Raw genomic sequence first — 22766 nt, forward strand, 5'->3', positions numbered from 1 at the left:
TTTTCCCCTTTTACATAAACATCACAGAATGAAAAACATAGATAATGAAACCCTTCCATAAAGGTGGTGAGTACGATCGAATTAAATAAACGGCAAGAACAAATTTTACAAATTGTAAAGGAAAACGGCCCGATTACCGGAGAGCATATTGCAGAACAGCTCAATTTAACAAGAGCCACGCTGCGGCCGGACTTGGCCATACTCACCATGTCAGGCTTCTTAGAGGCCCGTCCCCGGGTCGGTTATTTTTATACCGGAAAAACGGGAAATCAGCTGCTTGCGGATAAACTGAAAAAGCTGCAAGTGAAAGATTTTCAATCGATCCCTGTTGTCATCAATGAAAACGTCTCGGTATACGATGCCATCTGCACCATGTTTTTAGAAGATGTCGGCACGTTATTTGTCGTAGATCGTGATGCTGTCTTAGTCGGTGTGCTGTCACGCAAAGATTTGCTGCGGGCGAGCATCGGCCAGCAGGAACTTGCCTCAATACCGGTTCATATTATTATGACCAGAATGCCGAATATCGCCGTCTGCCGGCGTGACGATTATGTGATGGACATCGCCAAATATTTGATTGAGAAACAGATCGATGCCCTGCCCGTTATTAAAGATACGGATAAAGGCTTTGAGGTCATCGGCCGCTTTACCAAAACGAATATGACCAAGATACTTGTCAGTTTATCAGAGAATGAAATCATATAAGCTTGAAAACTAACGGGGGGATAACATGGACAATCGCATCATTTATGTAGTATCAGACTCAGTCGGAGAAACCGCCGAACTCGTTGTAAAAGCCTCGCTCAGCCAGTTTAACGGCTCAGCCGATGATACGCATATCAGAAGAATACCTTATGTGGAAGATATCGGCACCATTAATGAAGTCGTGTCTCTCGCCAAAGCGGACGGCGGCATTATCTGTTTTACGCTCGTTGTTCCTGAAATGCGCAAATACTTAGTTGAACAAGCGGAAAAAGCGAATGTGATGTACTACGATATTATCGGTCCGCTCATCGACAAAATGGAAACAGCCTACGGTCTGACGGCGAAATATGAACCGGGCCGCGTCCGCCAGCTTGATGAAGATTATTTCAAAAAGGTCGAGGCGATCGAGTTTGCCGTTAAATATGACGACGGCAGGGACCCAAGAGGCATTTTAAAAGCCGATATCATCCTGCTTGGCGTATCAAGAACGTCTAAAACCCCATTATCTCAATATCTTGCCCATAAGCGCCTGAAAGTGGCCAACGTGCCGATTGTACCTGAAGTCGATCCGCCGGAAGAACTGTTCAGCGTTGATCCGAAAAAATGCATCGGGTTAAAAATCAGCCCTGATAAACTGAACCATATTCGAAAAGAACGGTTAAAATCTCTCGGCTTAAATGACAAAGCCATTTACGCTAACATCAACAGAATTAAAGAAGAGCTGGAGTATTTTGAGAAAATCGTGGATCGGATCGGCTGCCAAGTCGTTGACGTTTCGAACAAAGCGGTCGAGGAAACAGCGAACATCATTCATCATCTGAAAACAAAGGGCCGATAACTCAGGACGCTTTATCCTGGGTTTTTGGGTATGCAAATAGGGAATAAACAAAAAGGATGGCATCTTCGCGAAGTTTGTATTATAATAAAAAATTGTGATAAAATGTTTATTTTTAGGTTTAAGCTTAGTGTGATACGAATAAACTATTACGGGTAAGATGTCAAGAATAACTCCCGGAAATTTTTCGACAAAGACTCAAAATAGATCCGCAGTCATGGAGCATATGCGATTTCGCTTGTTTTTATGCAGGAGATTGATGGAGGGATGGAGAATTAGTCTTCTAAATGAAAAAGAAAAGACGATTTTTGTCGATGCAGACGCATGCCCCGTAAAAGAGGAAATCTTGCTCATTGCATCGCAATTCAGCGTTCGTGTTATTTTCGTCGCATCATTTGAACACTACCAGCTTTCCAGAAGCAAAGACGAGAACTGGATATACGTTGATCCTCATAAAGAAGCGGCAGATTTATACATCGCAAACCATGTGAGATCGGGAGACGTCGTAGTCACGCAGGATATCGGTTTAGCATCTCTTCTGCTGAACAGAAATATCGCCGTCTTATCGGAAAGGGGCCGTTCTTATACTGAAGACACGATTGACTTCGCTCTGATGAGCCGTCATATGTCGGGCAAAATGAGAAGAAGCGGCATCTATTCCAAAGGACCTAAAAAATTAAATAAAGAAGATCGGAATCGATTTGTTACCCTGCTTAAAAAAATCCTGTCGAATGATGAAGGGATTTCAAATCAAAACATCGAATAATGTACGACGGAGTGTTATAAGATGGGAAACCGCATACCAGATGAAGTAGTTAATCAGGTGCAGCAGTCAGCAGACATTGTTGAAGTCATAGGTGATTATGTCCAATTGAAAAAGCAAGGCCGCAACTACTTTGGGCTCTGTCCGTTTCACGGTGAAAACACGCCCTCGTTTTCCGTCTCCAGTGATAAGCAGATCTTTCATTGCTTCGGATGCGGAGCGGGCGGGAACGTTTTCTCGTTCTTACGGCAGATGGAAGGCTATTCATTTACGGAAGCTGTTTCTCACCTTGCTGATAAATATCAGATTGATTTCCCTGATGATATAACGATTCACTCTGCATCCAGGCCGGAATCTTCCGGAGACCAGAAGATGGCGGAAGCTCACGAGCTTCTGAAGAAATTTTACCATCATTTGCTAATGAATACAAAGGAAGGCCAGGAAGCGTTAGATTACCTTTTATCAAGGGGTTTTACGAAAGAGCTCATAGATGAGTTTGAAATCGGCTACGCGCTGGATTCCTGGGATTTCATGACGAAATTCTTGAAAAAGCGCGGTTTTGAGGAAGAACTGATGGAGAAAGCGGGTCTGCTGATCAGAAGGGAAGATGGCAGCGGATATTTTGACCGTTTCAGAAACAGAATCATGTTTCCCATTCATGATCATCACGGAGCCGTGGCGGCTTTTTCAGGAAGGGCGCTCGGAAGCCAGCAGCCGAAATATATGAACAGTCCGGAAACGCCGCTGTTTCATAAATCTAAGCTGCTGTACAACTTCCATAAGGCCCGCCTGCCGATCAGGAAAGAGGAGAGAGCCGTTCTGTTTGAAGGCTTTGCGGATGTCATTTCCGCCGTCAGCTCAGGCGTAAAAGAAAGTATCGCCACAATGGGGACGTCGCTCACCGAAGAGCATGTGAAAATCCTGAGAAGAAATGTTCAGGAGGTCATTCTCTGCTACGATTCGGATAAAGCCGGGTACGAAGCTACGCTGAAAGCGGCCGACCTGCTTCAGAAAGCTGATTGTAAGGTAAGAGTAAGCATGATGCCTGACGGTCTTGATCCTGATGACTATGTCAGAACCCGGGGCGGAGAAAAGTTCAAGACAGATATCATTGATGCAAGCGTTACGGTCATGGCTTTTAAAATGCAATATTTCCGCAAAGGGAAAAACTTATCTGACGAAGGAGACCGGCTCGCTTACATGAAAGAAGTGCTGAAAGAAATCAGCGCTCTTTCAGGGTCGCTTGAGCAGGAAATGTATGTGAAGCAGCTCGCCTCCGAATTTTCTCTTTCGGTAGAATCTTTGACTGAACAGCTTTCCATCTATGCCGCCCAAAACGCCCCTGGCGGCAAAAACGCCGAACCGCAGCCAAGACGGGCCCGGGTGACGACAAAAGCGAAACGGCGCCGTCTCCGTCCCGCCTATGAGAATGCGGAAAGACTTCTTCTCGCTCATATGCTGAGAGACCGAAACGTCATAAAGAAAGTGATTGAGCGTGTCGGCTTTGAATTTAACATTGACGGACATCGTGCGCTGGCAGCATATCTGTACGCTGTTTATGAAGAGGGCGCTGAAATGACGCCGCAGCATCTTATGGCGAGAATGCAGGATGATGAAATCAGCCAGCTGCTTTCAGATATAGGGATGCTCCAAATAAACGAGGAGCTCTCAGAGGCCGAGTTATCCGATTACGTAAAAAAAGTGTTGGATCACCGAAAATGGTCAATGATAAAGGAAAAAGAAGCAGAACGAGCGGATGCAGAGAGGCAGAAAGACTTTGTGAAAGCTGCGTCTCTGGCTCAAGAAATTGTCGCATTGAACCGATCATTAAAATAACATCAAAAAAGAGGCTTGCGTTCTCTTGGCAATGATTCCTTGCGGAGGAGCAAATAGATCGCTTAACCTCATCATGAATTGTCACTTATTATCCGCTGCCCTGCATGCTGAAAAAGAGAGAAGGCTCCCGGGACGGATAAGAAACATACCGCTTTTAGAATTCGTTGCAAGCTTTGGAAGGAGGGATCCATAATGGCTGATAAACAAACCCACGAGACAGAAACAGAACTTACACTGGATCAGGTAAAAGACCAGCTTACTGAAACCGGAAAAAAACGTGGCGTTTTAACATATGAAGAAATTGCTGAACGCATGTCCAGCTTTGAAATTGAATCAGACCAAATGGATGAGTATTATGAATTTTTAGGAGAACAAGGTGTTGAATTAATTAGTGAGAATGAAGAAACGGAAGATCCTAATATTCAACAGCTTGCCAAAGCCGAAGAAGAATTTGACCTTAATGACCTCAGCGTACCGCCTGGCGTAAAGATCAATGATCCAGTCCGCATGTACCTTAAGGAAATCGGACGGGTAAATCTTCTTTCTGCTAAAGAAGAAATCACCTATGCTCAAAAAATTGAAGAAGGTGACGAAGAATCTAAACGCAGATTGGCTGAAGCAAACCTTCGTTTAGTTGTCAGCATTGCTAAACGGTATGTCGGCCGCGGCATGCTTTTCTTAGACTTGATTCAAGAAGGAAACATGGGTCTCATGAAAGCCGTCGAAAAGTTTGACTACCGTAAAGGATATAAATTCAGTACGTATGCGACTTGGTGGATCAGACAGGCGATTACACGCGCCATCGCTGACCAGGCGAGAACGATCCGTATCCCGGTTCACATGGTGGAAACGATCAACAAATTAATCCGTGTGCAGCGTCAGCTTCTCCAGGATCTGGGCAGAGAGCCGTCACCGGAAGAGATTGCTGAAGACATGGATCTTACGCCTGAAAAAGTTCGTGAAATATTAAAAATTGCCCAAGAGCCTGTTTCTTTAGAAACGCCGATCGGTGAAGAAGATGATTCACATCTCGGTGATTTCATTGAAGACCAGGAAGCGACGTCTCCGTCGGATCATGCGGCATATGAGCTTTTGAAAGAACAGCTGGAAGATGTGCTGGATACGTTGACGGATCGTGAAGAAAACGTGCTGCGTCTCCGTTTCGGTCTGGATGACGGACGCACAAGAACGCTTGAAGAAGTCGGCAAAGTGTTTGGAGTAACGAGAGAGCGTATTCGCCAAATTGAAGCAAAAGCGCTTCGTAAATTGAGACATCCAAGCAGAAGCAAACGTCTGAAGGATTTTCTCGAATAGAATGGAACGGGTCTGTTGATCCGTTCTTTTTTACGTATAAGATATATGGATAATATACCTTTATTTTACTGGATAAGCATGTGTTTTGCAAATGGGTTCGGAAAAAATGCGGCATGTCCTGAATAGAGGGAAAGCGGGATAAGTTAATTTATATTCCTTATTGTAAGCGTATACAATTCATTATACAATAGAATAAAGACAATTTTGGGTAAACAAAACAGTTATTTTTGTTTATGTATAAATTGTGAAATCAATGAATTTGCTTAATGAGACCATTTACATTTTGTAAAAATAAGTTAGAATTAGAAGTGTTTACATAGGGGGAGAATGAAAAAGGGGGATGGAGATATGAAGTGGAATCCGCTGATTCCTTTTTTGCTCATCGCAGTTCTGGGAATAGGGCTGACTTTCTTTCTGTCAGTAAAAGGAAATGGAGATGCACATCAGATCGCAAGCGGCGGTGAAAGCAAAAATGCCGAAAAGGAAACTGCAAACGCTTCACCTGAAGAGATTTATAAAGCGAACTGCATCACCTGTCACGGGGAAAACTATGAAGGTGTCTCAGGTCCGAGCTTAAAAGGCGTCGGCAAAAGAAAAGATGTCGCTGCGATTAAAACGAGAATTGAAAAAGGCGGCAACGGGATGCCAGCCGGCCTTGTCCCGGCCGAAAAGCTGGATGACATGGCAAAATGGGTTTCTGAGATTAAATAAAGCTTTACCTGTCCCTATATAAAAGACATATGAAAAACTCTATCCGCCGCTTGGATTCCGGGCGGTTTTTTTATATGATAGTAAAGGAAAAAGAACCTGAGAAAAGTTGTGATATTGTGAATGAAATGAAGTTATCTAAAAGATTGCAGTCTGTAGCGGAATATATCCCTCCGGGTGCCCTGGTGGCTGATATCGGGTCAGACCATGCGTATCTCCCCTGCTATGCCGTTTTGAATCATCTGGCAAGCCGCGCAATCGCCGGTGAAATTACAGACGGGCCGTTTCTAGCCGCCAAACAGCAGGTGGAAAAACTGGACTTAAGCGCTCTTATCTCCGTAAGGAAAGGTGACGGGCTGAGCGTCCTTGAAAAGGGGGAAGCGGACGCCATTACAATCGCCGGCATGGGCGGAGCGCTGATCGCTCATATTTTGGAGTCCGGAAAAACAAAACTGACGGGGCGTGAACGGCTGATTCTGCAGCCGAATATTCATGCCGTTCATATAAGAGAGTGGCTTTATCAGGAAGGCTATGAACTGATTGACGAAGTGATTCTCGAAGAAGACGGAAAGTGTTATGAAATACTCGTCGCGGAAACCGGCGACCGTGATGCGCCTTACCGGGACACCACGATGGCTGCCGGAATGCTTGCCGGTCCGTTTTTGTTAAAAGAAAAGAGTGAAGTGTTTCTTCGGAAATGGACCCAGGAACTTAAGCATACTGAACAAATTTATGAACAGATCAGCCGCAGCGCAAAGAATGAAAACCAGGAAAAATTAACTGAACTGAAAGAGCGGATCTTACTGCTGAAGGAGGTAATCGGACATGCCTAAACATGTGAACGGACAGGAAATCATCCAGCTGTTTGAACAATTTTCACCGAAGGCTTTTGCGGTGGAAGGAGACAAAATCGGCCTGCAGATCGGCACATTGAATAAGCCGGTGAAAAACGTCATGGTCACGCTGGATGTTTTGGAACAGACGGTGGATGAAGCCATTGAAAAAAAGGTTGACTTAATTATCGCTCACCATCCGCCGATTTTTCGGCCGCTTAAACAGATCACCACTGATCAGCCTGGCGGAAGACTGATTGAGAAATGTATAAAGCATGATATTGCCGTATATGCGGCTCATACGAATCTCGATGTGGCGGACGGCGGTGTTAACGATCTGCTTGCGGAAGCTCTCGGCCTGACAGACACAGAAGTGCTCGTTCCGACATATTTGGACCCGCTGAAAAAGCTTGCCGTGTATGTGCCGAAAGACTATGAAGAAGCTGTAAGAACCGCACTTGGCAATGCCGGAGCGGGACATATCGGCAATTACAGCCATTGCGCATTCTCTTCTGAGGGAATCGGCAGCTTTAAACCGCTGGACGGGGCAGACCCGTTTATCGGACAGACAGGAGAGCTGGAACTCGTCCATGAAGTGAGACTTGAGACCGTTTTTCCGGCAAGTATGGAGAAAACCATCATAAAAGCGCTGAAAAAAAGCCATCCGTATGAAGAGGTGGCGTATGATATTTATCCGGTGGAGCAGTCCCCGCTTGAAAAAGGACTCGGCCGCATCGGAAAACTTCAGCAAGACATGACGCTTGAAGAGTTTGCGCTGTTTGTGAAAGAGAAATTTGATGTCAATGGAGTCCGGATGGTCGGAGAGCGAAACAGCAAGGTGAAAAAAGTCGCAGTGCTTGGCGGTGACGGAAATAAATATATTTACCAGGCTAAGCGGAAGGGTGCAGATGTTTACGTGACGGGCGACCTTTATTTCCATGTAGCGCATGATGCGATGATGATGGGGTTAAATGTCGTGGACCCGGGGCATTATGCTGAAAAGATCATGAGAAAAGGAACTGCTGAGAAGCTTACGGCAATGGCCGGGGAGAAAAATTACGACGTGCGTATTTTCGCTTCCGAAACAGACACAAATCCATTTACCTTCCTATAAAAAAACTGAGGCCCGGGGCCTCAGTTTTTTATTTTTACTTTCGGAAGGATTTTTTTGAGCGGCACATTGTGCTCAAGCTGCCATGTCGATTCATCGTTATGGTCAAACTGCTCTAAAAACCGGATGACTTCCTTTGTAATCGGCGTCGGTGTTGACGCGCCCGCGGTAACGGCGACGGTATTAACGTCTTTGAGCCATTCGAGCTTCAATTCACTGATGTCTCCGATGCGGTAGGCTTTTGTTCCGGCGATTTCTTCTGACACTTGAGCCAGCCTGTTGGAGTTATTGCTTTTCGGATCGCCGACAACAATGGTTAAGTCCGCTTTTTTTGCCTGCTCTGAGACAGCTTCTTGACGAACCTGTGTAGCCAGGCAGATTTCCTGATGATATTCAACGTGCGGGTACTTTTCTTGGACTGATTCCATAATATCATGGACGTCCCACTGGGACATGGTCGTTTGGTTTGTAACGATTAATTTCTCAGCCTGAATATCGAGGTTTCTCACGTCTTTCTCTGTTTCAACGAGATGAACGATTTCAGGGGCGACGCCGACGGCTCCTTCTGGCTCGGGGTGGCCTTTTTTGCCGATATAAATGACGTGGTAGCCCTCTGCTTTTACTTTTCGGATTAAGTCATGTGTTTTCGTGACGTCCGGGCATGTGGCGTCAATCGCAACAAGCCCTTTTTCCTCAGCGGCTTTTCTTACTTCCGGAGATACTCCGTGTGCGGTGAAAATAACGGTTCCTTTTTCCACCTGCTTTAAAATCTCCAGACGGTTAGTGCCGTCAAGAGTGTAAATTCCGTCTTCTTCAAACGCATCTGTGACATGCTTATTATGAACGATCATTCCGAGTATATATATAGGTCTTGGCAAATTTTTATCGAGTGCCGCGTTTTTGGCTATGACCATGGCATCAACAACGCCGTAACAATAGCCGCGCGGCGAGATTTTGATAACGTCCAATTAGATGTCCTCCTATCAAAAGTGAGTGTAGAGGCAATATAAAAAGCCGTAGTTAAACGGCTCAAATCTTGCATTCTTCTGATCTCATTATAGCTAATCTTTCGTGAGATATCAAAGAATGTTAAATATATAATTTCGGCTTTGATCTGCCCGATGTTCTTTTTGGACGCGGCTGTTCCGCTGATGTTGCTTCAGTTTCGTCTTTTTCTTGTGAAGCGGATGCTTTTTCAGATGTCTTCTTTGATGTTTTAGATGAGGCGTCTGATTTGTTTTCACCTTCAGTTTCGTCCGTTTTTTCATCTTCATCCTTTTTGTCCTGTTCGGCTGTTTCTTTTGTCTCGCCGGATTCACTATCTTCATTCTCATCATCGCTGCTGCTTAATTGACTGTAAAGCTTCATCATGGCTGGCAGATTCCGCACTAAAGGGCCGTACTGCTGGATCATCGGCGTAACCTGCTGCGCCACGCCGAGCACCTTCTGAACGTTGCCGAGCATGCTCGACAGGGATGCCGGACTTGCCAGACTCTGAATTCCCTGCAATCCCTGCAGGCCTGCGCCTGCTCCTCCGCTGGCCGCTGCCGGTGCGGAACCGGCAGCGCTTCCTCCTGATCCGGGTAAAAAACGGGAAAGCATTCCTTTTAAGCCTCCTCCGCCTGTGCCTGCGTTTCTCAAACCTGCTCCGGCCATCTGCTGCTGAGGGAAAAACTGCCGGCCCTGCTGCATCATCTGCCGGCCCGGCAATGACGGTCTGCCTCTCATCATCATCCGCGGGTTCATCAACGGCCGGCCCTGCTGCGCCATATTTCTCATCGGCTGCTGTGGAAACATACTTGTACCTCCTTTCTGTCTCTCTGCTATTACAATATGCATCGGAGGGGGCATTTGCTTTTCTGTCCAGAAAACAGGATTCCCCCAAGACATGGTGTTTTTAAGTAAAATCGGTTATAATGTGATGATGGACACAGAATGTGCCGCTTTAAGGAGCTGGGAAAAATGAAAGAAACTAAATTTGATGGATACAACTTAAAACCGTTTATTATAGATGCAGTTCACCGCCTTGGTTTTTATGAACCGACAGATATTCAAAAGCGGCTGATACCTGCTGTATTGAAAAACGAAAGCGTGATCGGGCAGTCCCAGACGGGGACGGGAAAAACCCACGCCTATTTATTGCCTATTCTGAATCGGATTGATCCGGATTCTGATACGGTGCAGGCTGTTATCACGGCGCCGACGAGAGAGCTTGCCAATCAGATTTATCAGGAAGCGCTCAAAATCACACAGGGTGCCGAAGACGGGCCGATCCGGACAAAATGCTTTATCGGCGGAACGGACAAGCAAAAATCAATTGATAAGCTGAAAACACAGCCACATCTCGTCGTCGGAACGCCGGGCCGGATTGCGGATCTGATTAAAGCGCAGGCATTGAACGTCTATAAAGCGCAGTCTCTCGTCATTGACGAAGCTGATCTGATGCTTGATATGGGCTTTTTAGAAGACGTTGATTACATCGGATCCCGTATGCCGGAACAACTGCAGATGCTTGTTTTCTCAGCTACGATTCCGGAAAAGCTGAAGCCGTTTTTGAAAAAGTATATGGAAAATCCGAAATACGCTCATGTGGAGCCGAAAAGGATCACAGCCGAAAAGATTGAACATGTTTTGGTTCCTTCTAAACAGCGTGATAAAGACAAACTGCTTTTTGATATGATGTCGAATCTGAATCCATATCTGGGCATCGTGTTTGCCAATACGAAAAACACGGCTGACCATATTGCGAAATACCTGACCGAAAAAGGCATGAGAGTCGGCCTTCTGCACGGGGGATTAACGCCGCGTGAACGCAAAAAGGTAATGAAGCAGATTAATGATCTGGAATTCACTTATGTCATTGCGACAGACCTTGCGGCAAGAGGAATTGACATTAAAGGCGTAAGCCATGTCATCAACTACGAGCTTCCGGACGATCTGGATTTTTATGTTCACCGCGTCGGAAGAACCGCACGCGCCGGTTCATCAGGCCAAGCACTGACTATATACGAGCTTTCTGACGAAGATGCGCTCGCAAGACTCGAAAAGATGGGCATTGTGTTTGACTATGCGGAGCTTGTAAACGGGGAATGGAAGCAAGGCGATGACCGCCACCGCCGTAAAAATCGCAAAAAGACGGCAAATGAAGCTGACCAAATGGCGAAACGTCTTGTGAAAAAGCCGAAAAAAGTAAAGCCGGGCTATAAAAAGAAAATGAGCTACGAAATGGAAAAAATCAGAAAGAAGCAGAGAAGAAACCAATCTAACAGAGGAAAGTAGGGGGAATCGGGTTGCTGAAAATAGGTTCACACGTCTCAATGAGCGGAAAACATATGCTCCTTGCCGCAAGCAAGGAAGCCGTTTCATACGGGGCGAACACATTTATGATATATACGGGCGCTCCCCAAAATACGCGCCGCAAAAAAATTGAAGACTTGAATATTGAAGCGGGCCGCGCCCATATGAAGGAAAACGGCATCGGTGACATTGTCGTGCATGCGCCGTACATCATTAACATCGGAAATACGACAAACCCGGCAACGTTTGAGCTGGGCGTTGATTTTCTGCGTTCTGAAATTGAAAGAACGGCAGCGATCGGCGCGAAACAGATCGTGCTTCATCCAGGAGCGCATGTCGGAGCCGGTGCTGAAACGGGCATCAAAAAGATCATTGAAGGATTAAACGAAGTGATTGATCCGGGCCAAAGCGTCCAGATTGCGCTGGAGACAATGGCGGGCAAAGGGTCAGAATGCGGAAGAAGTTTTGAAGAGCTTGCCGAGATCATTGCGGGCGTCACACATAATGAACATCTTTCCGTCTGCTTTGACACTTGTCACACCCATGATGCAGGATATGATGTTGTCAATGATTTTGACGGCGTTCTTAATGAGTTTGATAAAATCGTCGGCATCGACCGGATAAAAGTCCTTCATGTGAATGACAGCAAAAATATCAGGGGAGCCCGTAAAGACCGTCATGAAAACATCGGGTTCGGAGAGATCGGTTTTGACGCTCTGCAGTACATTGTTCATCACGAGCAGCTTGCCGATATTCCGAAAATCCTCGAAACACCTTATGTAGGCGAAGACAAGAAAAATAAGAAGCCGCCGTACCGTTTTGAAATTGAAATGCTGAAAGAAAAGCAGTTTGACAAGGAGCTTCTTGAAAAAATATCAGCTCAATAAAAAAGGAGGGGGAATTGCCCCTCCTTTTTTACCCTGTAAATTGATTGAAAAGTTCGTCAACTTTCCGAGCCGTTTCTTTTGAGGTAATCGTTTCCACTTTTTTCAGCAGGCGAAGCCGCTCCTGTTCATCAAAAATATTGATGTTTTTTCCGTGCATCAGAGCCGCTACCTCAGCCGCTTGACTTCTCGTAATGCTGATTCCGTATTGCTTTGAATATTTCAGCAGGTCGTCCGCAGTGGCTTGATTGAGCCGCTGCAAAATAATTCTTTGTATTAAAATCATCGATACTTTCACCTCTTTAGACATAATGTATTGAGCAAATTATTAAAATGTTACAGCTTTTAATGGTAAAATGAAGTTGCTTACTGTTTAAAATAGTTATTACAGGAAAGGAGATTTTATGACCCCAAATAAACAGCACAAAAAAGAATCATTTTTACACTTTATCTTCAGGGTCATCATGATTCTGATCGGGGCGGGTTCAGCCGCCGTAAGTATTGAATTGTTTCTGGTCCCTAATAATTTTATCGACGGAGGCATTATCGGTGTTTCATTAATTTTAGACCACCTCTTTATGTCCAATCCCCTCCTCAATTTCGCCTTATTCGTTGTGTTACTCAACATTCCATTTATGATTTTCGGATATAAATATATCGGAAAAACATTTCTCATCTCTACGGTTATCGGAATCGTCGGTTTAGCGCTGATTGAATCCTCCTTGCACCATGTGGAGGCCTTTACGACCCAGCCTATTTTGGCGACGGTATTCGGCGGGCTTTTGCTCGGTTTCGGGGTAGGCCTTGTCATCCGAAACGGAGGCTCGATGGACGGTACTGAAATACTCGGTATCCTTCTCACAAAAAAGCTGCCCTTTTCAGTCGGAGAATTCGTTATGCTCATCAATGTGTTTATTTTTATTTGGGCCGGTTTTGTGTTCGGTCCGGAGCAGGCAATGTATTCTTTCATGACTTATTATATTGCCATGAAAACGATTGACGCCGTCATTCAGGGTCTCGATGAAACAAAAGCGGTCATTATCGTGGCAGACCAGTATGCGGAAATTTCAGACGCGATCTTGCACCGGCTTGGAAGGGGAACTACCAAGCTTCAGGGAAAAGGCGGATATACGGATGAAACCAAAGAAGTCATTTACGCGGTCGTGACAAGGCTTGAAGTGACTAAATTGAAATCCATTGTGTTTGAAATTGATAAAAACGCATTTATTACGATCATGAATACCCATGAAACGAGGGGCGGTAAGTTCAAAACCGCGATTCACTAGGCTTTCGTTTACTTTTCGTCATTTTATAGGTATAATTTTATACAGCATAAGAAAATGGCCTGCTGTTCAGTCAGCTGCCATTTTCTTTTTGGAGCGATACCGTGTTGTAAAGGGGAGGTCCTCATGAACGTCCAAGAAGCGTTGAACCTGCTGAAAGAAAAAGGGTATAAATATACGAGTAAGCGAGAAGACATGCTGCAGCTTTTTGCTGATTCTGATAAATATCTGACGGCCAAAAACGTGCTTGCCGCATTAAACGACGACTATCCGGGTTTGAGCTTTGATACCATATACAGAAATCTTTCGTTATATGAAGAACTCGGTATTTTAGAAACGACGGAGCTGTCCGGGGAAAAACTGTTCCGTTTTACATGCTCTTATACCCATCACCACCACCATTTTATCTGTTTAACCTGCGGGAAAACGAAGGAAATTGAGTCCTGTCCGATGGATAAGCTTCACGATGATTTGGAAGGGTATGACATCAGCGGTCATAAATTTGAAATTTACGGCACCTGTCCGGCGTGCCGATAAAAAACCTCCTGTATAAGCAGGAGGTTTTTTCAGCTTCTGACATGCTGAAGGCTGTGTTTGTTTTTATTGATCCAGGCGACGGCTTCAAGCCAATTCTGCACCCTGATAATATTGGAATCGGTGGGGAGCTGGTTATAAGGGGAATCAAAAAGGATAACCGGAATGCCTGCTTCTTTTGCGATCATTGTCGCGTTGCCGTGGTGATCTTCGAAAAACAGGTCAATGCCGTGTTTTTTGACGGCCTCCACTTTGTGATGACTCCCGACAAGCTCAATGTGATCGTAATGAACGTTCCGGTTTGCAAACCAGTCCAGCGTGACATCTTCTAAGTGGCTGCGTCTTGCCGTAATGTAAATGAGGCGATGCTCTTCTTTCAGTCCGTCCAGCGCCTGCTTCGCAAATTCCGCGAGCTGCGCTTCTTTATATATGGCTGCTTCATGAACATTCATCCATTCCCAAAACTCCTCAGCTGTAATGTTCAAAAGCTTGGTCAGATCATAATCAGTCATATCATCCAAGGTAATGGAAAGATGAAATGAGCGGTTTAAATAAGGGACAAATGTATCCTGTGCCGTAACCGTGCCGTCAATATCTATACCTAACCGTAACATGTCCACACTCCTATATTTTCATCCCTTCAAGTGTAACATAAACAATTGACAATACCAGCAAAGTTTAGCAAACATGATTCCGTGAAAAACGCGGAAACTAAAAAAGCTCCTTTCATAAAAGAAAAAGGGGGAATTGAAGGTGGCATACGATTACGAAAATCGAAAAGGCAACGACTACTATGTGGATCATGGATCGGAAGGAACGGATATCACGCGTGATGTTTATTCAGAAGAGACAGCGGCCGAAATTTCAGAGCCATATCGTGCTTCTGACCGAGCAGCAGACCGCGATGATAACCGGGACGGAGTAAGCGAAGGCCGGGGTATAGGGTATGCAGCATTGGCTATTTCTATCATCTCCCTGTTCGTGCTCCCAGTTTTATTAGGGGCATGCGGCATTATCGTCGGCTATATCGCCAGAAGAAGAGGAGCGGGCGCTCTAGGCGGCTGGGCGATGGGAATCGGTATTGTTTCCCTTGTGCTGGGCATCTTCATTACACCGTTTTTCTAACACGCAAAAAAAAGCTTGGCGGATTATCCGTCAAGCTTTTTGTGTTTCTTGTTCTGCTTTTGCTTTTTCTGCTTCAAGCTTTGCATAGTGTTCTTCTGCCAGCTTGTCGATTTCTTTCTTCAGCTCTTCGACCATTGTTTCTTCAGGGACTTTGCGGACGATTTGGCCTTTGCGGAAAAGAAGTCCTTCGCCGCGGGCGCCGGCAATACCGATATCGGCTTCTCTTGCTTCGCCCGGTCCGTTAACGGCGCACCCGAGAACGGCTACTTTAATCGGCGCTTTGACTTTAGAAATGTATTCTTCGACTTCATTTGCGATGCTGATGAGATCAATTTCGATCCGTCCGCATGTCGGGCAAGAAATAAGCGTAGCCGCGTTTGAAGCGAGACCGAATGATTTCAGCAGCTCTCTGGCTACTTTTACTTCTTCAACAGGGTCGGCGCTCAGGGAGATCCGGAGCGTGTTTCCGATTCCTTTGCTTAATATCGCTCCGAGTCCAGCCGCGCTTTTTACCGTTCCTGCAAACAGCGTGCCTGATTCTGTAATCCCAAGGTGGAGCGGATAATCAAATGCTTTTGACGCTTTTTCATATGCTTCTATGGCGAGATTGACGTCAGACGCTTTCATGCTGACGATGATGTCATGAAAATCAAGGTCTTCCAGGATTTTTATATGATGAAGCGCACTCTCAACCATGCCGTCAGCAGTCGGATAGCCGTACTTTTCAAGAATTCGTTTTTCCAATGATCCCGCGTTTACGCCGATCCGGATCGGAATTCCTTTTTCTTTAGCCGCTTTTACGACCGCTTCCACTTTTTCACGGCGGCCGATATTACCGGGGTTGATTCTGATTTTGTCGGCGCCGCCCTCAATTGCTTTTAATGCGAGCTTGTAATCAAAATGAATATCGACAACGAGAGGGATGGAAATTCGTTTTTTGATGTCGGCAATTGCGTTCGCCGCGCGTTCGTCAGGGCATGCCACCCGGACAATTTGGCAGCCGGCTTCGGCTAAACGGTTGATTTCCGCCACTGTTGCTTCTACGTCGTGTGTTTTGGTCGTCGTCATACTTTGGATGACGACTTCGTTATTTCCGCCTATTGTTAAAGGTCCCACTTTGACGGGACGCGTTTTTGTACGATGTGTGATTTCACTCACTTGTCAATCGCTCCTTAATTGTAGTTACCGCTTCTGCAGGCTGAGCCTTTTACATGTCAGGCAACTTCTATTTACATATTATATTGTAACAGTGTATTTGCCGAACTGACAAGAAATTAACGTTTAATTACGGTAGACGGGGAATTTATAAGCGGTGCCCGCCTGAATGGCGTTTGCTTTCACATTCGGATTCAGCGCTTCAAAATCTTGTACAATATCATCCGGCGCTTTATGTGCGCCGACGATCGACATTACCGTATCACCTTTTTTGACCGTAACCGTTCTGTATGATGTTTCCTGATTTGCAGGCTGAGCCGCCGCAGCGTATGCAGGAAGGCCTTGAGAAGGGATCGTGCCGATTTTAAGATCATAAAAGATAATAAATATCACAAATAAACTGCCGAATACAAAAGTAAGCCGCTTCATTCCAACCGCCTCCCGCATACATGTTTACTTCATTGTATGCTTGTCCCATTTTGTTCATGACAAAAAAAGAAGACCGCCGGGGCGGTCTTTGTTACACAGCAGTCTTTCTTGGCGGTATCTCTTTTAAGACGAGGAAAAGGATGATAAAGTTTACAAACCAATTCACTAAAAATTCGCTCGGCACCGTAATGACAAGCGCGCGCATAATCGTAAAGAATATGGTGGAGAGCGTAATGGAATAAGCTGAAAGCTTCCAAAGCTGCTGATAATTCAATGTCTTTCTTTGCGCATTTTTTATAATCAGGCCGATGACGGCGAGAAATGAGACTTCAATGAATTTGCCGGCCGCCGTCATAATGAACAGCAAAACGGAAAGGACGGTGACGATCATCGTTTTATTTTGGTTTAAAGCTGATATGATTTCACTTTTAGTGATATCAGCAGGCATTAATGAATAATTCATTTCTGTCGCCTGTCCGTCTACTGCAAGCACCATTTTATTCTTCAAAATGCCGATCGCATTTTGTTTCGCCGCTATTTGTTTAGCGCCGTACGCATCAGTGGGATCAAACACGATGACAAAACCGTTCGCTTCCGTTTCCTTAGAGGCGGAAGCTTTCGTCTGCAATTCACCGTTTGAAATTTTGAAATCAGGGAAATCTTTTTCTAACACGGTTTTGAAACCGTTCATTGAGTTTACGGTGCCTGAGCAAAGGTAATAAGCGCTCGGCAGCGTAAAAAGGACAGACAGCAAAAATACATAAAGGATCGCTTTTCCTATCCCCTGAAACCGTGTTTTTGCAATATCTGCCGGAGAGTATGTACTTTTCAATAAAGCCGTAAATATGTTCAACATCTTCACTTCCTAGCCTAAACTGGTATATGTTGCTTATTGTATCGTTCACCGGAGATGAACACAAGTGAGAGTATTTAAAGCGGCGGTAAGGAATCATACATATTAAGACAAAACGGAAGCAGTAATGCTCCGTAAAACAAAGGAGGGTGTTTAAATCATGAGTGTTTTGTATTGGCTGATTATTATTGCGGTCTTCGTCATTGCTTTCATCGGTCTTGTCTATCCGGTGATCCCAAGCGTTATATTTATCGTGGCCGGTTTTCTCCTCTACGGATTTCTGTTTTCTTTCAGTCCTTATTCTTACCTCTTTTGGCTCATTGAGGCGGTATTTGCGGCCGTTTTATTCGCAGCTGACTATGTGTCAAACTTACTTGGCATCAAAAGGTACGGAGGAAGCAGGGCGGCGATCTGGGGGAGCACGATCGGATTATTGATCGGGCCCTTCGTTATTCCCGTGGCAGGCATTATATTAGGCCCGTTTATCGGTGCTGTCTGCGCTGAGATATTTGTTCATCAAAAGGATATCAAGTCTGCGGCAAAAGTGGGACTGGGCTCGTTAATCGGCTTTTTAACAAGCGTCGCGGCCAAAGGAGTCATTCAGCTCTTTATGATTGGATACTTCTTATGGACGGTGCTTTAGAAGGTTTAATTTCGGCCGTGAACGGATAAAGTGTAATATGTCTGCTGGAATCGTCGGATTGTGAGCTTTTTCATTGATTACCATGCTTTCTTTTGTTACATTGAGATTAGAAAAGTTCGCTAAAAGCGGCATTTCAGTACATATATTTAAAGGAGGAAAAAATTATGGCTTACAAACTTCCAGAACTGCCTTACGCTTATGATGCTTTAGAACCGCATATCGATAAGGAAACAATGACGATTCACCACACGAAGCACCATAACACATACGTTACAAACCTGAACAAAGCGATCGAAGGATCAGCTCTTGCAGAGAAATCTGTAGAAGAGCTTGTCGCTGATTTAAACGCAGTGCCGGAGGATATCCGCACAGCTGTCCGCAACAATGGCGGCGGACATGCAAACCACTCTTTATTCTGGACTCTTTTATCTCCAAACGGCGGAGGCGAACCGACTGGTGAGCTTGCTGAAGAGATCAAAAGCACGTTCGGAAGCTTCGATCAATTTAAAGAAAAATTCGCTGCAGCGGCTGCCGGCCGTTTCGGTTCCGGCTGGGCTTGGCTTGTTGTAAACAACGGCAAACTTGAAATTACAAGCACGCCTAACCAAGATTCACCGCTTTCAGAGGGTAAAACGCCTATCCTCGGTCTTGATGTTTGGGAGCACGCTTACTACCTGAACTACCAAAACCGCCGTCCTGATTACATTTCAGCTTTCTGGAATGTTGTAAATTGGGATGAAGTTGCCCGTCTTTACAGCGAAGCAAAATAAATCGTTCTGATCAAACAAGGTCTCCCGAGGGAGGCCTTGTTTTTTTATTGACTTTGATTCCTTTTTACATATCTCAGTTTGAGTGAGACAGACTAATGTGTAGTAAAGGGGAGTCAATGATGAGCAAAATAAAAAAAATTATCGGCGACATCGAAGTAAATAAAGGTCTGCTGCTGTTATTGACGATTGGCGGCCTTTACTCATTAGGCATCGCGCTGTCAAATACATTTGTCAATGTGTATTTATGGAAACAGTCAGGGAAATTCATTGATTTGGCCATATACAATTTATCGGTCGTGACGATGCAGCCGATTACCTTTCTTCTGGCGGGCCGGCTGGCTAAAAAAATTGACAGGGTGTTTATTCTCAGGTTCGGTGTTATCTTTTTGGCGGCTTTTTATTTAAGTGTGCTCCTTGCCGGGGAAAATGCGGCTTCCCGCCTCATTTTGATCGGTGCCGTGCTCGGAGTGGGATACGGTTTTTACTGGCTGGCCTTTAATGTGCTGACTTTCGAAATTACGGAACCTGAAACGAGAGATTTTTTCAACGGATTTTTAGGCATTTTATCTTCGTCGGCAGGGATGATCGGCCCGATTGTGGCCGGGTTTGTCATCTCAAGACTTCAAAACAATACGGGTTATACAGTCATTTTCAGCCTGTCGCTCGGCTTATTTGCCCTTGCCGTGGTCATGAGCTTTTTTCTCAAGCGGAGAGAGTCGAAAGGCCGGTTTATGCTGAAAAAAGTTTATGATGAGCGTCACACGAATCTGAATTGGCGCCGGATTACAAACGCGCACTTTTTTCAAGGGTTGAGAGAAGGGATTTTTGTTTTTTTAATCAGCGTATTTGTGTTCATTGCGACAAACAGTGAGCTGGCGCTCGGGACATTCGGTCTCGTCAATTCCGCTGTTTCTTTTTTTGCTTACTATTTTGCATCAAGGCTCATCAAAAAAAGATCGCGTAAAAAGGCGATTCTTATCGGCGGATTGATTGTGTACGGCGCCCTGTTTCTCATTATTTTTCATATGAGCTTTACGACGCTTCTTATATACGGAGTGTTTATTGCGATCGGCTATCCTGTTCTGCTCGTGCCGTATGTCTCGCTTACATATGATGTAATAGGCCGGGCGCGGCTTGCCAGAAAGGCCAGAATTGAGTACATCGTGCTCAGGGAATTGTTTTTAAATGCAGGCCGGATCGTTTCCATCCTGTGCTTTCTTTTGATCGTTACATTGCTGAAGGAAAAAGTGGGAATACCGGCGGCGCTCGTGCTGCTCGGAGCCGGTCATCCGCTGATTTATTACTTTATTAAAGACGTCAAACTGGATACGGAAACTTCTGATGAAACAGTGGAAGAGGACCGACAAAAACAGGCGGGTGAACCGAATTTTATAAAAGGAGAAAGATAAAAGGGTTATCTGTAGAAAATTATCGAAAAAACCTTTAGAATGAAAATGGCACCTGAACAAAAGGTGTCATTTCTTTCTGTAAATAAGAAAAGGTGATGTCATGAGGAGAAATAAAAAGAAAATAGCAGTAAGCAAAGAAAAGAAAAAATCATTGCCGATCCGGCTTAATTTTTTGTTTTTGGCCGCGTTTCTTATTTTCACGTGGATTATCGTCGAGCTTGGCATCAAGCAGATCGTTCAGGGTGATGACTATAAAAACGCCGCCAATAAGCAAGAAGAGTCTGATGTCAGCACAGCTGTTCCGAGAGGGAAAATATACGACCGGAACCTTAATCCCATCGTAACGAATAAAGCATTAAATGCGATTACATATACACGTTCAGCCTCAACCACCCAGGCACAGCGTTTGAAAATCGCAAAAAAACTGTCGGGTATGATTAAGGTAAGCACCAAAAAGGTGACTGAACGCGATAAAAAAGACTATTGGATGTTAACGAGGCCTGATGAAGCGAAAAAACTGATTACGGCCAAAGAAAAGCAAAAAGCTGAAGACAAAAAACTGTCTGATGATGATTTATACCAGCTCCAGCTGAAACGCATCACGGACAAACAGCTGAATGAACTCACTTCAAAAGATATGCAGATCCTCGCGATCAAAAGGCAGATGGATTCAGGCTACTCACTGACGCCTCAATACATCAAAAATGAAGGAGTATCAGCAAAAGAAATGGCCGTCGTCAGCGAACATTTAGATGAGCTTCCGGGGGTTGACGTGACGTCTGACTGGGAACGGTCTTATCCAAATAAAGGGTTGTTGAAATCAGTTCTCGGCAGTGTCTCGAGCTCCAATGAGGGACTCCCTTCAAATCTTCTTGAGCATTATTTGTCACTCGGCTACAGCAGGAATGACAGAGTAGGAAAAAGTTATTTAGAGTATCAATATGAAAATCTGTTGCAGGGACAAAAAGAAAAAGTGAGAAGTGTGACAGATTCCTCTGGAAACGTAACAGATACAGAAACGGTTTCAAAAGGTAAAGCCGGGGATGATTTAGTGCTTACTATAGATACCGAATTGCAAAAAGACGTTGAAAAAATTATTGAGAAAAATTTAAGGGCTGCAAAGGCAAGACCGAGTACACAGTTGCTTGACAGAGCATTTGTCGTAATGATGGATCCCCGTAATGGAGAAGTGCTTACAATGGCGGGTAAACAGATTAAACAAGTAGACGGCAAATATAAAATTGATGATTATGCACTAGGAACAATGACTTCCTCGTACAACATGGGCTCAGCTGTAAAAGGGGCAACACTGTTAACGGGTTATCAAACAGGTGCTATTAAAATCGGAAATATATTTACGGATGAAGTTTTAAATATTAAAGACTCTCCTCCTAAAAAATCGGTAAGTGTAATGGGGCCGATAAATGATTTAACTGCACTTGAGCGCTCATCTAACGTTTATATGTTTAAAACTGCGATTGCAATTGGTAAGGGTAAATATATATCAGGACATCCATTGCCGCTTGATTACAGCGCATTTGATAAATTTCGTTATTACTTCAGTGAATTCGGTTTAGGGGTAAAAACAGGAATTGATTTGCCTAACGAAGCTACAGGATATGTGGGAACTAAAAGACAGTCAGGTTTCTTGCTTGATTTTGCGATTGGCCAATATGACACATACACTCCGCTTCAAATGGCTCAGTATGTATCGACCATTGCTAATGGCGGCTATCGTATGAAGCCCCAAGTCGTGAAAGAAGTAAGAAAACCTTCCAAAAAAGGTATCGGGGCCGTCGTTGAATCTGTTAATCCGGAAGTGATGAACCGTCTTGATATGACGGAAAATGAAATTAAACGTGTTCAACAAGGTTTTAAACTTGTTATGAATGGAGCTCAAGGGACTGCGAGAGCAAATTTTGCTAATAAAAGTTATCACCCTGCCGGTAAAACTGGAACAGCACAAGCTTTCTATGATGGACCTATAAAATCAAGAACTGGTGCTTCTACTTATAACACAACCTTAGTGGCTTATGCTCCTGCAGATCATCCTGAAGTTGCTATTTCGGTAGTGGTTCCATGGGCTTATGAAGATTATAATGACAGGTATTCTATAACTAATGACATTGGGGAAGCAGTTCTGGATAAATACTTCGAGCTGAAAAAGAAACAAGAAGATAATAATACGAAGCAGAAAAACGAAGATAAAATTCAGGAAGACGCTGCTAACGGCAATACAAATAACGGATAGAAGAAACGCTCACAGTCTGTGGGCGTTT

General features: G+C 44.6%; 24 protein-coding genes. 17 read left to right on the forward strand and 7 right to left on the reverse strand.

Features of this window, described 5'->3' with window-relative positions; all coding sequences use genetic code 11:
• The first annotated feature begins 66 nt into the window (after positions 1–66).
• From ccpN to ACH32G_RS12105, 8 genes are all read left to right on the forward strand, one after another.
• Complete coding sequence (gene ccpN / locus ACH32G_RS12070) at positions 67–705, forward strand: transcriptional regulator CcpN (RefSeq protein ID WP_003152989.1); 639 nt, start codon at positions 67–69, stop codon at positions 703–705.
• A gap of 25 nt (positions 706–730) precedes the next feature.
• Positions 731–1543 carry a pyruvate, water dikinase regulatory protein gene (locus ACH32G_RS12075; protein ID WP_016938923.1) on the forward strand — a complete coding sequence of 271 codons (813 nt, stop codon included), beginning with the start codon at positions 731–733 and terminating at the stop codon, positions 1541–1543.
• A 256-nt stretch (positions 1544–1799) separates the two neighbouring features.
• Positions 1800–2306 (forward strand): YaiI/YqxD family protein, encoded by a 507-nt coding sequence (locus ACH32G_RS12080; protein ID WP_045926739.1) that lies wholly within the window; start codon positions 1800–1802, stop codon positions 2304–2306.
• 21 nt (positions 2307–2327) lie between these two features.
• Complete coding sequence (gene dnaG, locus ACH32G_RS12085; RefSeq protein ID WP_188154566.1) at positions 2328–4139, forward strand: DNA primase; 1812 nt, start codon at positions 2328–2330, stop codon at positions 4137–4139.
• A 192-nt stretch (positions 4140–4331) separates the two neighbouring features.
• Complete coding sequence (gene rpoD, locus ACH32G_RS12090) at positions 4332–5453, forward strand: RNA polymerase sigma factor RpoD (RefSeq protein WP_016938926.1); 1122 nt, start codon at positions 4332–4334, stop codon at positions 5451–5453.
• Positions 5454–5801: 348 nt separating this feature from the next.
• A complete protein-coding gene (cccA, locus tag ACH32G_RS12095) occupies positions 5802–6164 on the forward strand; it encodes a cytochrome c550 (RefSeq protein WP_016938927.1) in 363 nt (120 codons plus the stop codon).
• A gap of 182 nt (positions 6165–6346) precedes the next feature.
• Complete coding sequence (locus ACH32G_RS12100; RefSeq protein WP_448814416.1) at positions 6347–6994, forward strand: tRNA (adenine(22)-N(1))-methyltransferase; 648 nt, start codon at positions 6347–6349, stop codon at positions 6992–6994.
• Complete coding sequence (locus tag ACH32G_RS12105; protein ID WP_264818841.1) at positions 6987–8108, forward strand: Nif3-like dinuclear metal center hexameric protein; 1122 nt, start codon at positions 6987–6989, stop codon at positions 8106–8108. Before ACH32G_RS12100 ends, ACH32G_RS12105 begins: the two co-directional genes overlap by 8 nt.
• 20 nt (positions 8109–8128) lie before the next feature.
• Here the strand turns inward: ACH32G_RS12105 and ACH32G_RS12110 are convergent, their stop codons facing one another.
• Together ACH32G_RS12110 and vrrA are read right to left on the reverse strand one after the other, a co-directional pair.
• Complete coding sequence (locus ACH32G_RS12110) at positions 8129–9073, reverse strand: 4-hydroxy-3-methylbut-2-enyl diphosphate reductase (RefSeq protein WP_448814396.1); 945 nt, start codon at positions 9071–9073, stop codon at positions 8129–8131.
• A gap of 121 nt (positions 9074–9194) precedes the next feature.
• The gene (gene vrrA, locus ACH32G_RS12115) at positions 9195–9902 is read right to left on the reverse strand and encodes a VrrA/YqfQ family protein (RefSeq protein ID WP_049627032.1); all 708 of its coding nucleotides are present in this window, start codon (positions 9900–9902) and stop codon (positions 9195–9197) included.
• Positions 9903–10067: 165 nt separating this feature from the next.
• On the opposite strand from vrrA, the gene ACH32G_RS12120 reads away from it, so the two are divergent.
• Both ACH32G_RS12120 and ACH32G_RS12125 read left to right on the forward strand, forming a co-directional pair.
• A complete protein-coding gene (locus ACH32G_RS12120) occupies positions 10068–11384 on the forward strand; it encodes a DEAD/DEAH box helicase (protein WP_448814397.1) in 1317 nt (438 codons plus the stop codon).
• Between the two features lie 11 nt (positions 11385–11395).
• On the forward strand, positions 11396–12289 hold the full coding sequence (locus ACH32G_RS12125; RefSeq protein ID WP_045926735.1) for a deoxyribonuclease IV: 894 nt from the start codon (positions 11396–11398) through the stop codon (positions 12287–12289).
• A 28-nt stretch (positions 12290–12317) separates the two neighbouring features.
• Here the strand turns inward: ACH32G_RS12125 and ACH32G_RS12130 are convergent, their stop codons facing one another.
• Complete coding sequence (locus ACH32G_RS12130; protein ID WP_045926734.1) at positions 12318–12572, reverse strand: DUF2624 domain-containing protein; 255 nt, start codon at positions 12570–12572, stop codon at positions 12318–12320.
• A gap of 118 nt (positions 12573–12690) precedes the next feature.
• On the opposite strand from ACH32G_RS12130, the gene ACH32G_RS12135 reads away from it, so the two are divergent.
• Positions 12691–13572 carry a YitT family protein gene (locus ACH32G_RS12135; protein WP_016938935.1) on the forward strand — a complete coding sequence of 294 codons (882 nt, stop codon included), beginning with the start codon at positions 12691–12693 and terminating at the stop codon, positions 13570–13572.
• A 123-nt stretch (positions 13573–13695) separates the two neighbouring features.
• Complete coding sequence (locus tag ACH32G_RS12140) at positions 13696–14106, forward strand: Fur family transcriptional regulator (protein ID WP_007612627.1); 411 nt, start codon at positions 13696–13698, stop codon at positions 14104–14106.
• 29 nt (positions 14107–14135) lie between these two features.
• Here ACH32G_RS12140 and ACH32G_RS12145 read toward each other — a convergent pair whose 3' ends face one another.
• Positions 14136–14717, reverse strand: coding sequence for a hypothetical protein (locus tag ACH32G_RS12145; RefSeq protein ID WP_448814398.1), 582 nt, complete (start codon positions 14715–14717; stop codon positions 14136–14138).
• Between the two features lie 133 nt (positions 14718–14850).
• Here ACH32G_RS12145 and ACH32G_RS12150 point away from each other — a divergent pair, with 133 nt between their 5' ends.
• A complete protein-coding gene (locus tag ACH32G_RS12150; protein WP_087920773.1) occupies positions 14851–15228 on the forward strand; it encodes a DUF308 domain-containing protein in 378 nt (125 codons plus the stop codon).
• 30 nt (positions 15229–15258) lie between these two features.
• Here ACH32G_RS12150 and ispG read toward each other — a convergent pair whose 3' ends face one another.
• The 3 genes from ispG to ACH32G_RS12165 all read right to left on the reverse strand — a co-directional run bounded on the left by ispG (position 15259) and on the right by ACH32G_RS12165 (position 17668).
• Positions 15259–16377, reverse strand: coding sequence for a flavodoxin-dependent (E)-4-hydroxy-3-methylbut-2-enyl-diphosphate synthase (ispG, locus tag ACH32G_RS12155; protein WP_173363136.1), 1119 nt, complete (start codon positions 16375–16377; stop codon positions 15259–15261).
• A gap of 132 nt (positions 16378–16509) precedes the next feature.
• On the reverse strand, positions 16510–16812 hold the full coding sequence (locus ACH32G_RS12160) for a LysM peptidoglycan-binding domain-containing protein (RefSeq protein ID WP_016938938.1): 303 nt from the start codon (positions 16810–16812) through the stop codon (positions 16510–16512).
• A gap of 91 nt (positions 16813–16903) precedes the next feature.
• Entirely contained in the window at positions 16904–17668 is a 765-nt protein-coding gene (locus tag ACH32G_RS12165; protein ID WP_016938939.1) for a DUF1189 domain-containing protein, read from the reverse strand.
• A 157-nt stretch (positions 17669–17825) separates the two neighbouring features.
• Here ACH32G_RS12165 and ACH32G_RS12170 point away from each other — a divergent pair, with 157 nt between their 5' ends.
• The 4 genes from ACH32G_RS12170 to ACH32G_RS12185 all read left to right on the forward strand — a co-directional run bounded on the left by ACH32G_RS12170 (position 17826) and on the right by ACH32G_RS12185 (position 22738).
• Positions 17826–18308, forward strand: coding sequence for a DUF456 domain-containing protein (locus ACH32G_RS12170; protein ID WP_045926733.1), 483 nt, complete (start codon positions 17826–17828; stop codon positions 18306–18308).
• Between the two features lie 164 nt (positions 18309–18472).
• Positions 18473–19078 carry a superoxide dismutase SodA gene (gene sodA / locus ACH32G_RS12175; RefSeq protein WP_016938941.1) on the forward strand — a complete coding sequence of 202 codons (606 nt, stop codon included), beginning with the start codon at positions 18473–18475 and terminating at the stop codon, positions 19076–19078.
• Positions 19079–19197: 119 nt separating this feature from the next.
• A complete protein-coding gene (locus ACH32G_RS12180) occupies positions 19198–20487 on the forward strand; it encodes an MFS transporter (RefSeq protein WP_047475615.1) in 1290 nt (429 codons plus the stop codon).
• A gap of 100 nt (positions 20488–20587) precedes the next feature.
• Positions 20588–22738 (forward strand): peptidoglycan D,D-transpeptidase FtsI family protein, encoded by a 2151-nt coding sequence (locus ACH32G_RS12185; RefSeq protein WP_448814399.1) that lies wholly within the window; start codon positions 20588–20590, stop codon positions 22736–22738.
• Positions 22739–22766 lie beyond the last annotated feature (28 nt).

It is taken from the genome of Bacillus sp. CIS52 (genome assembly GCF_053545315.1).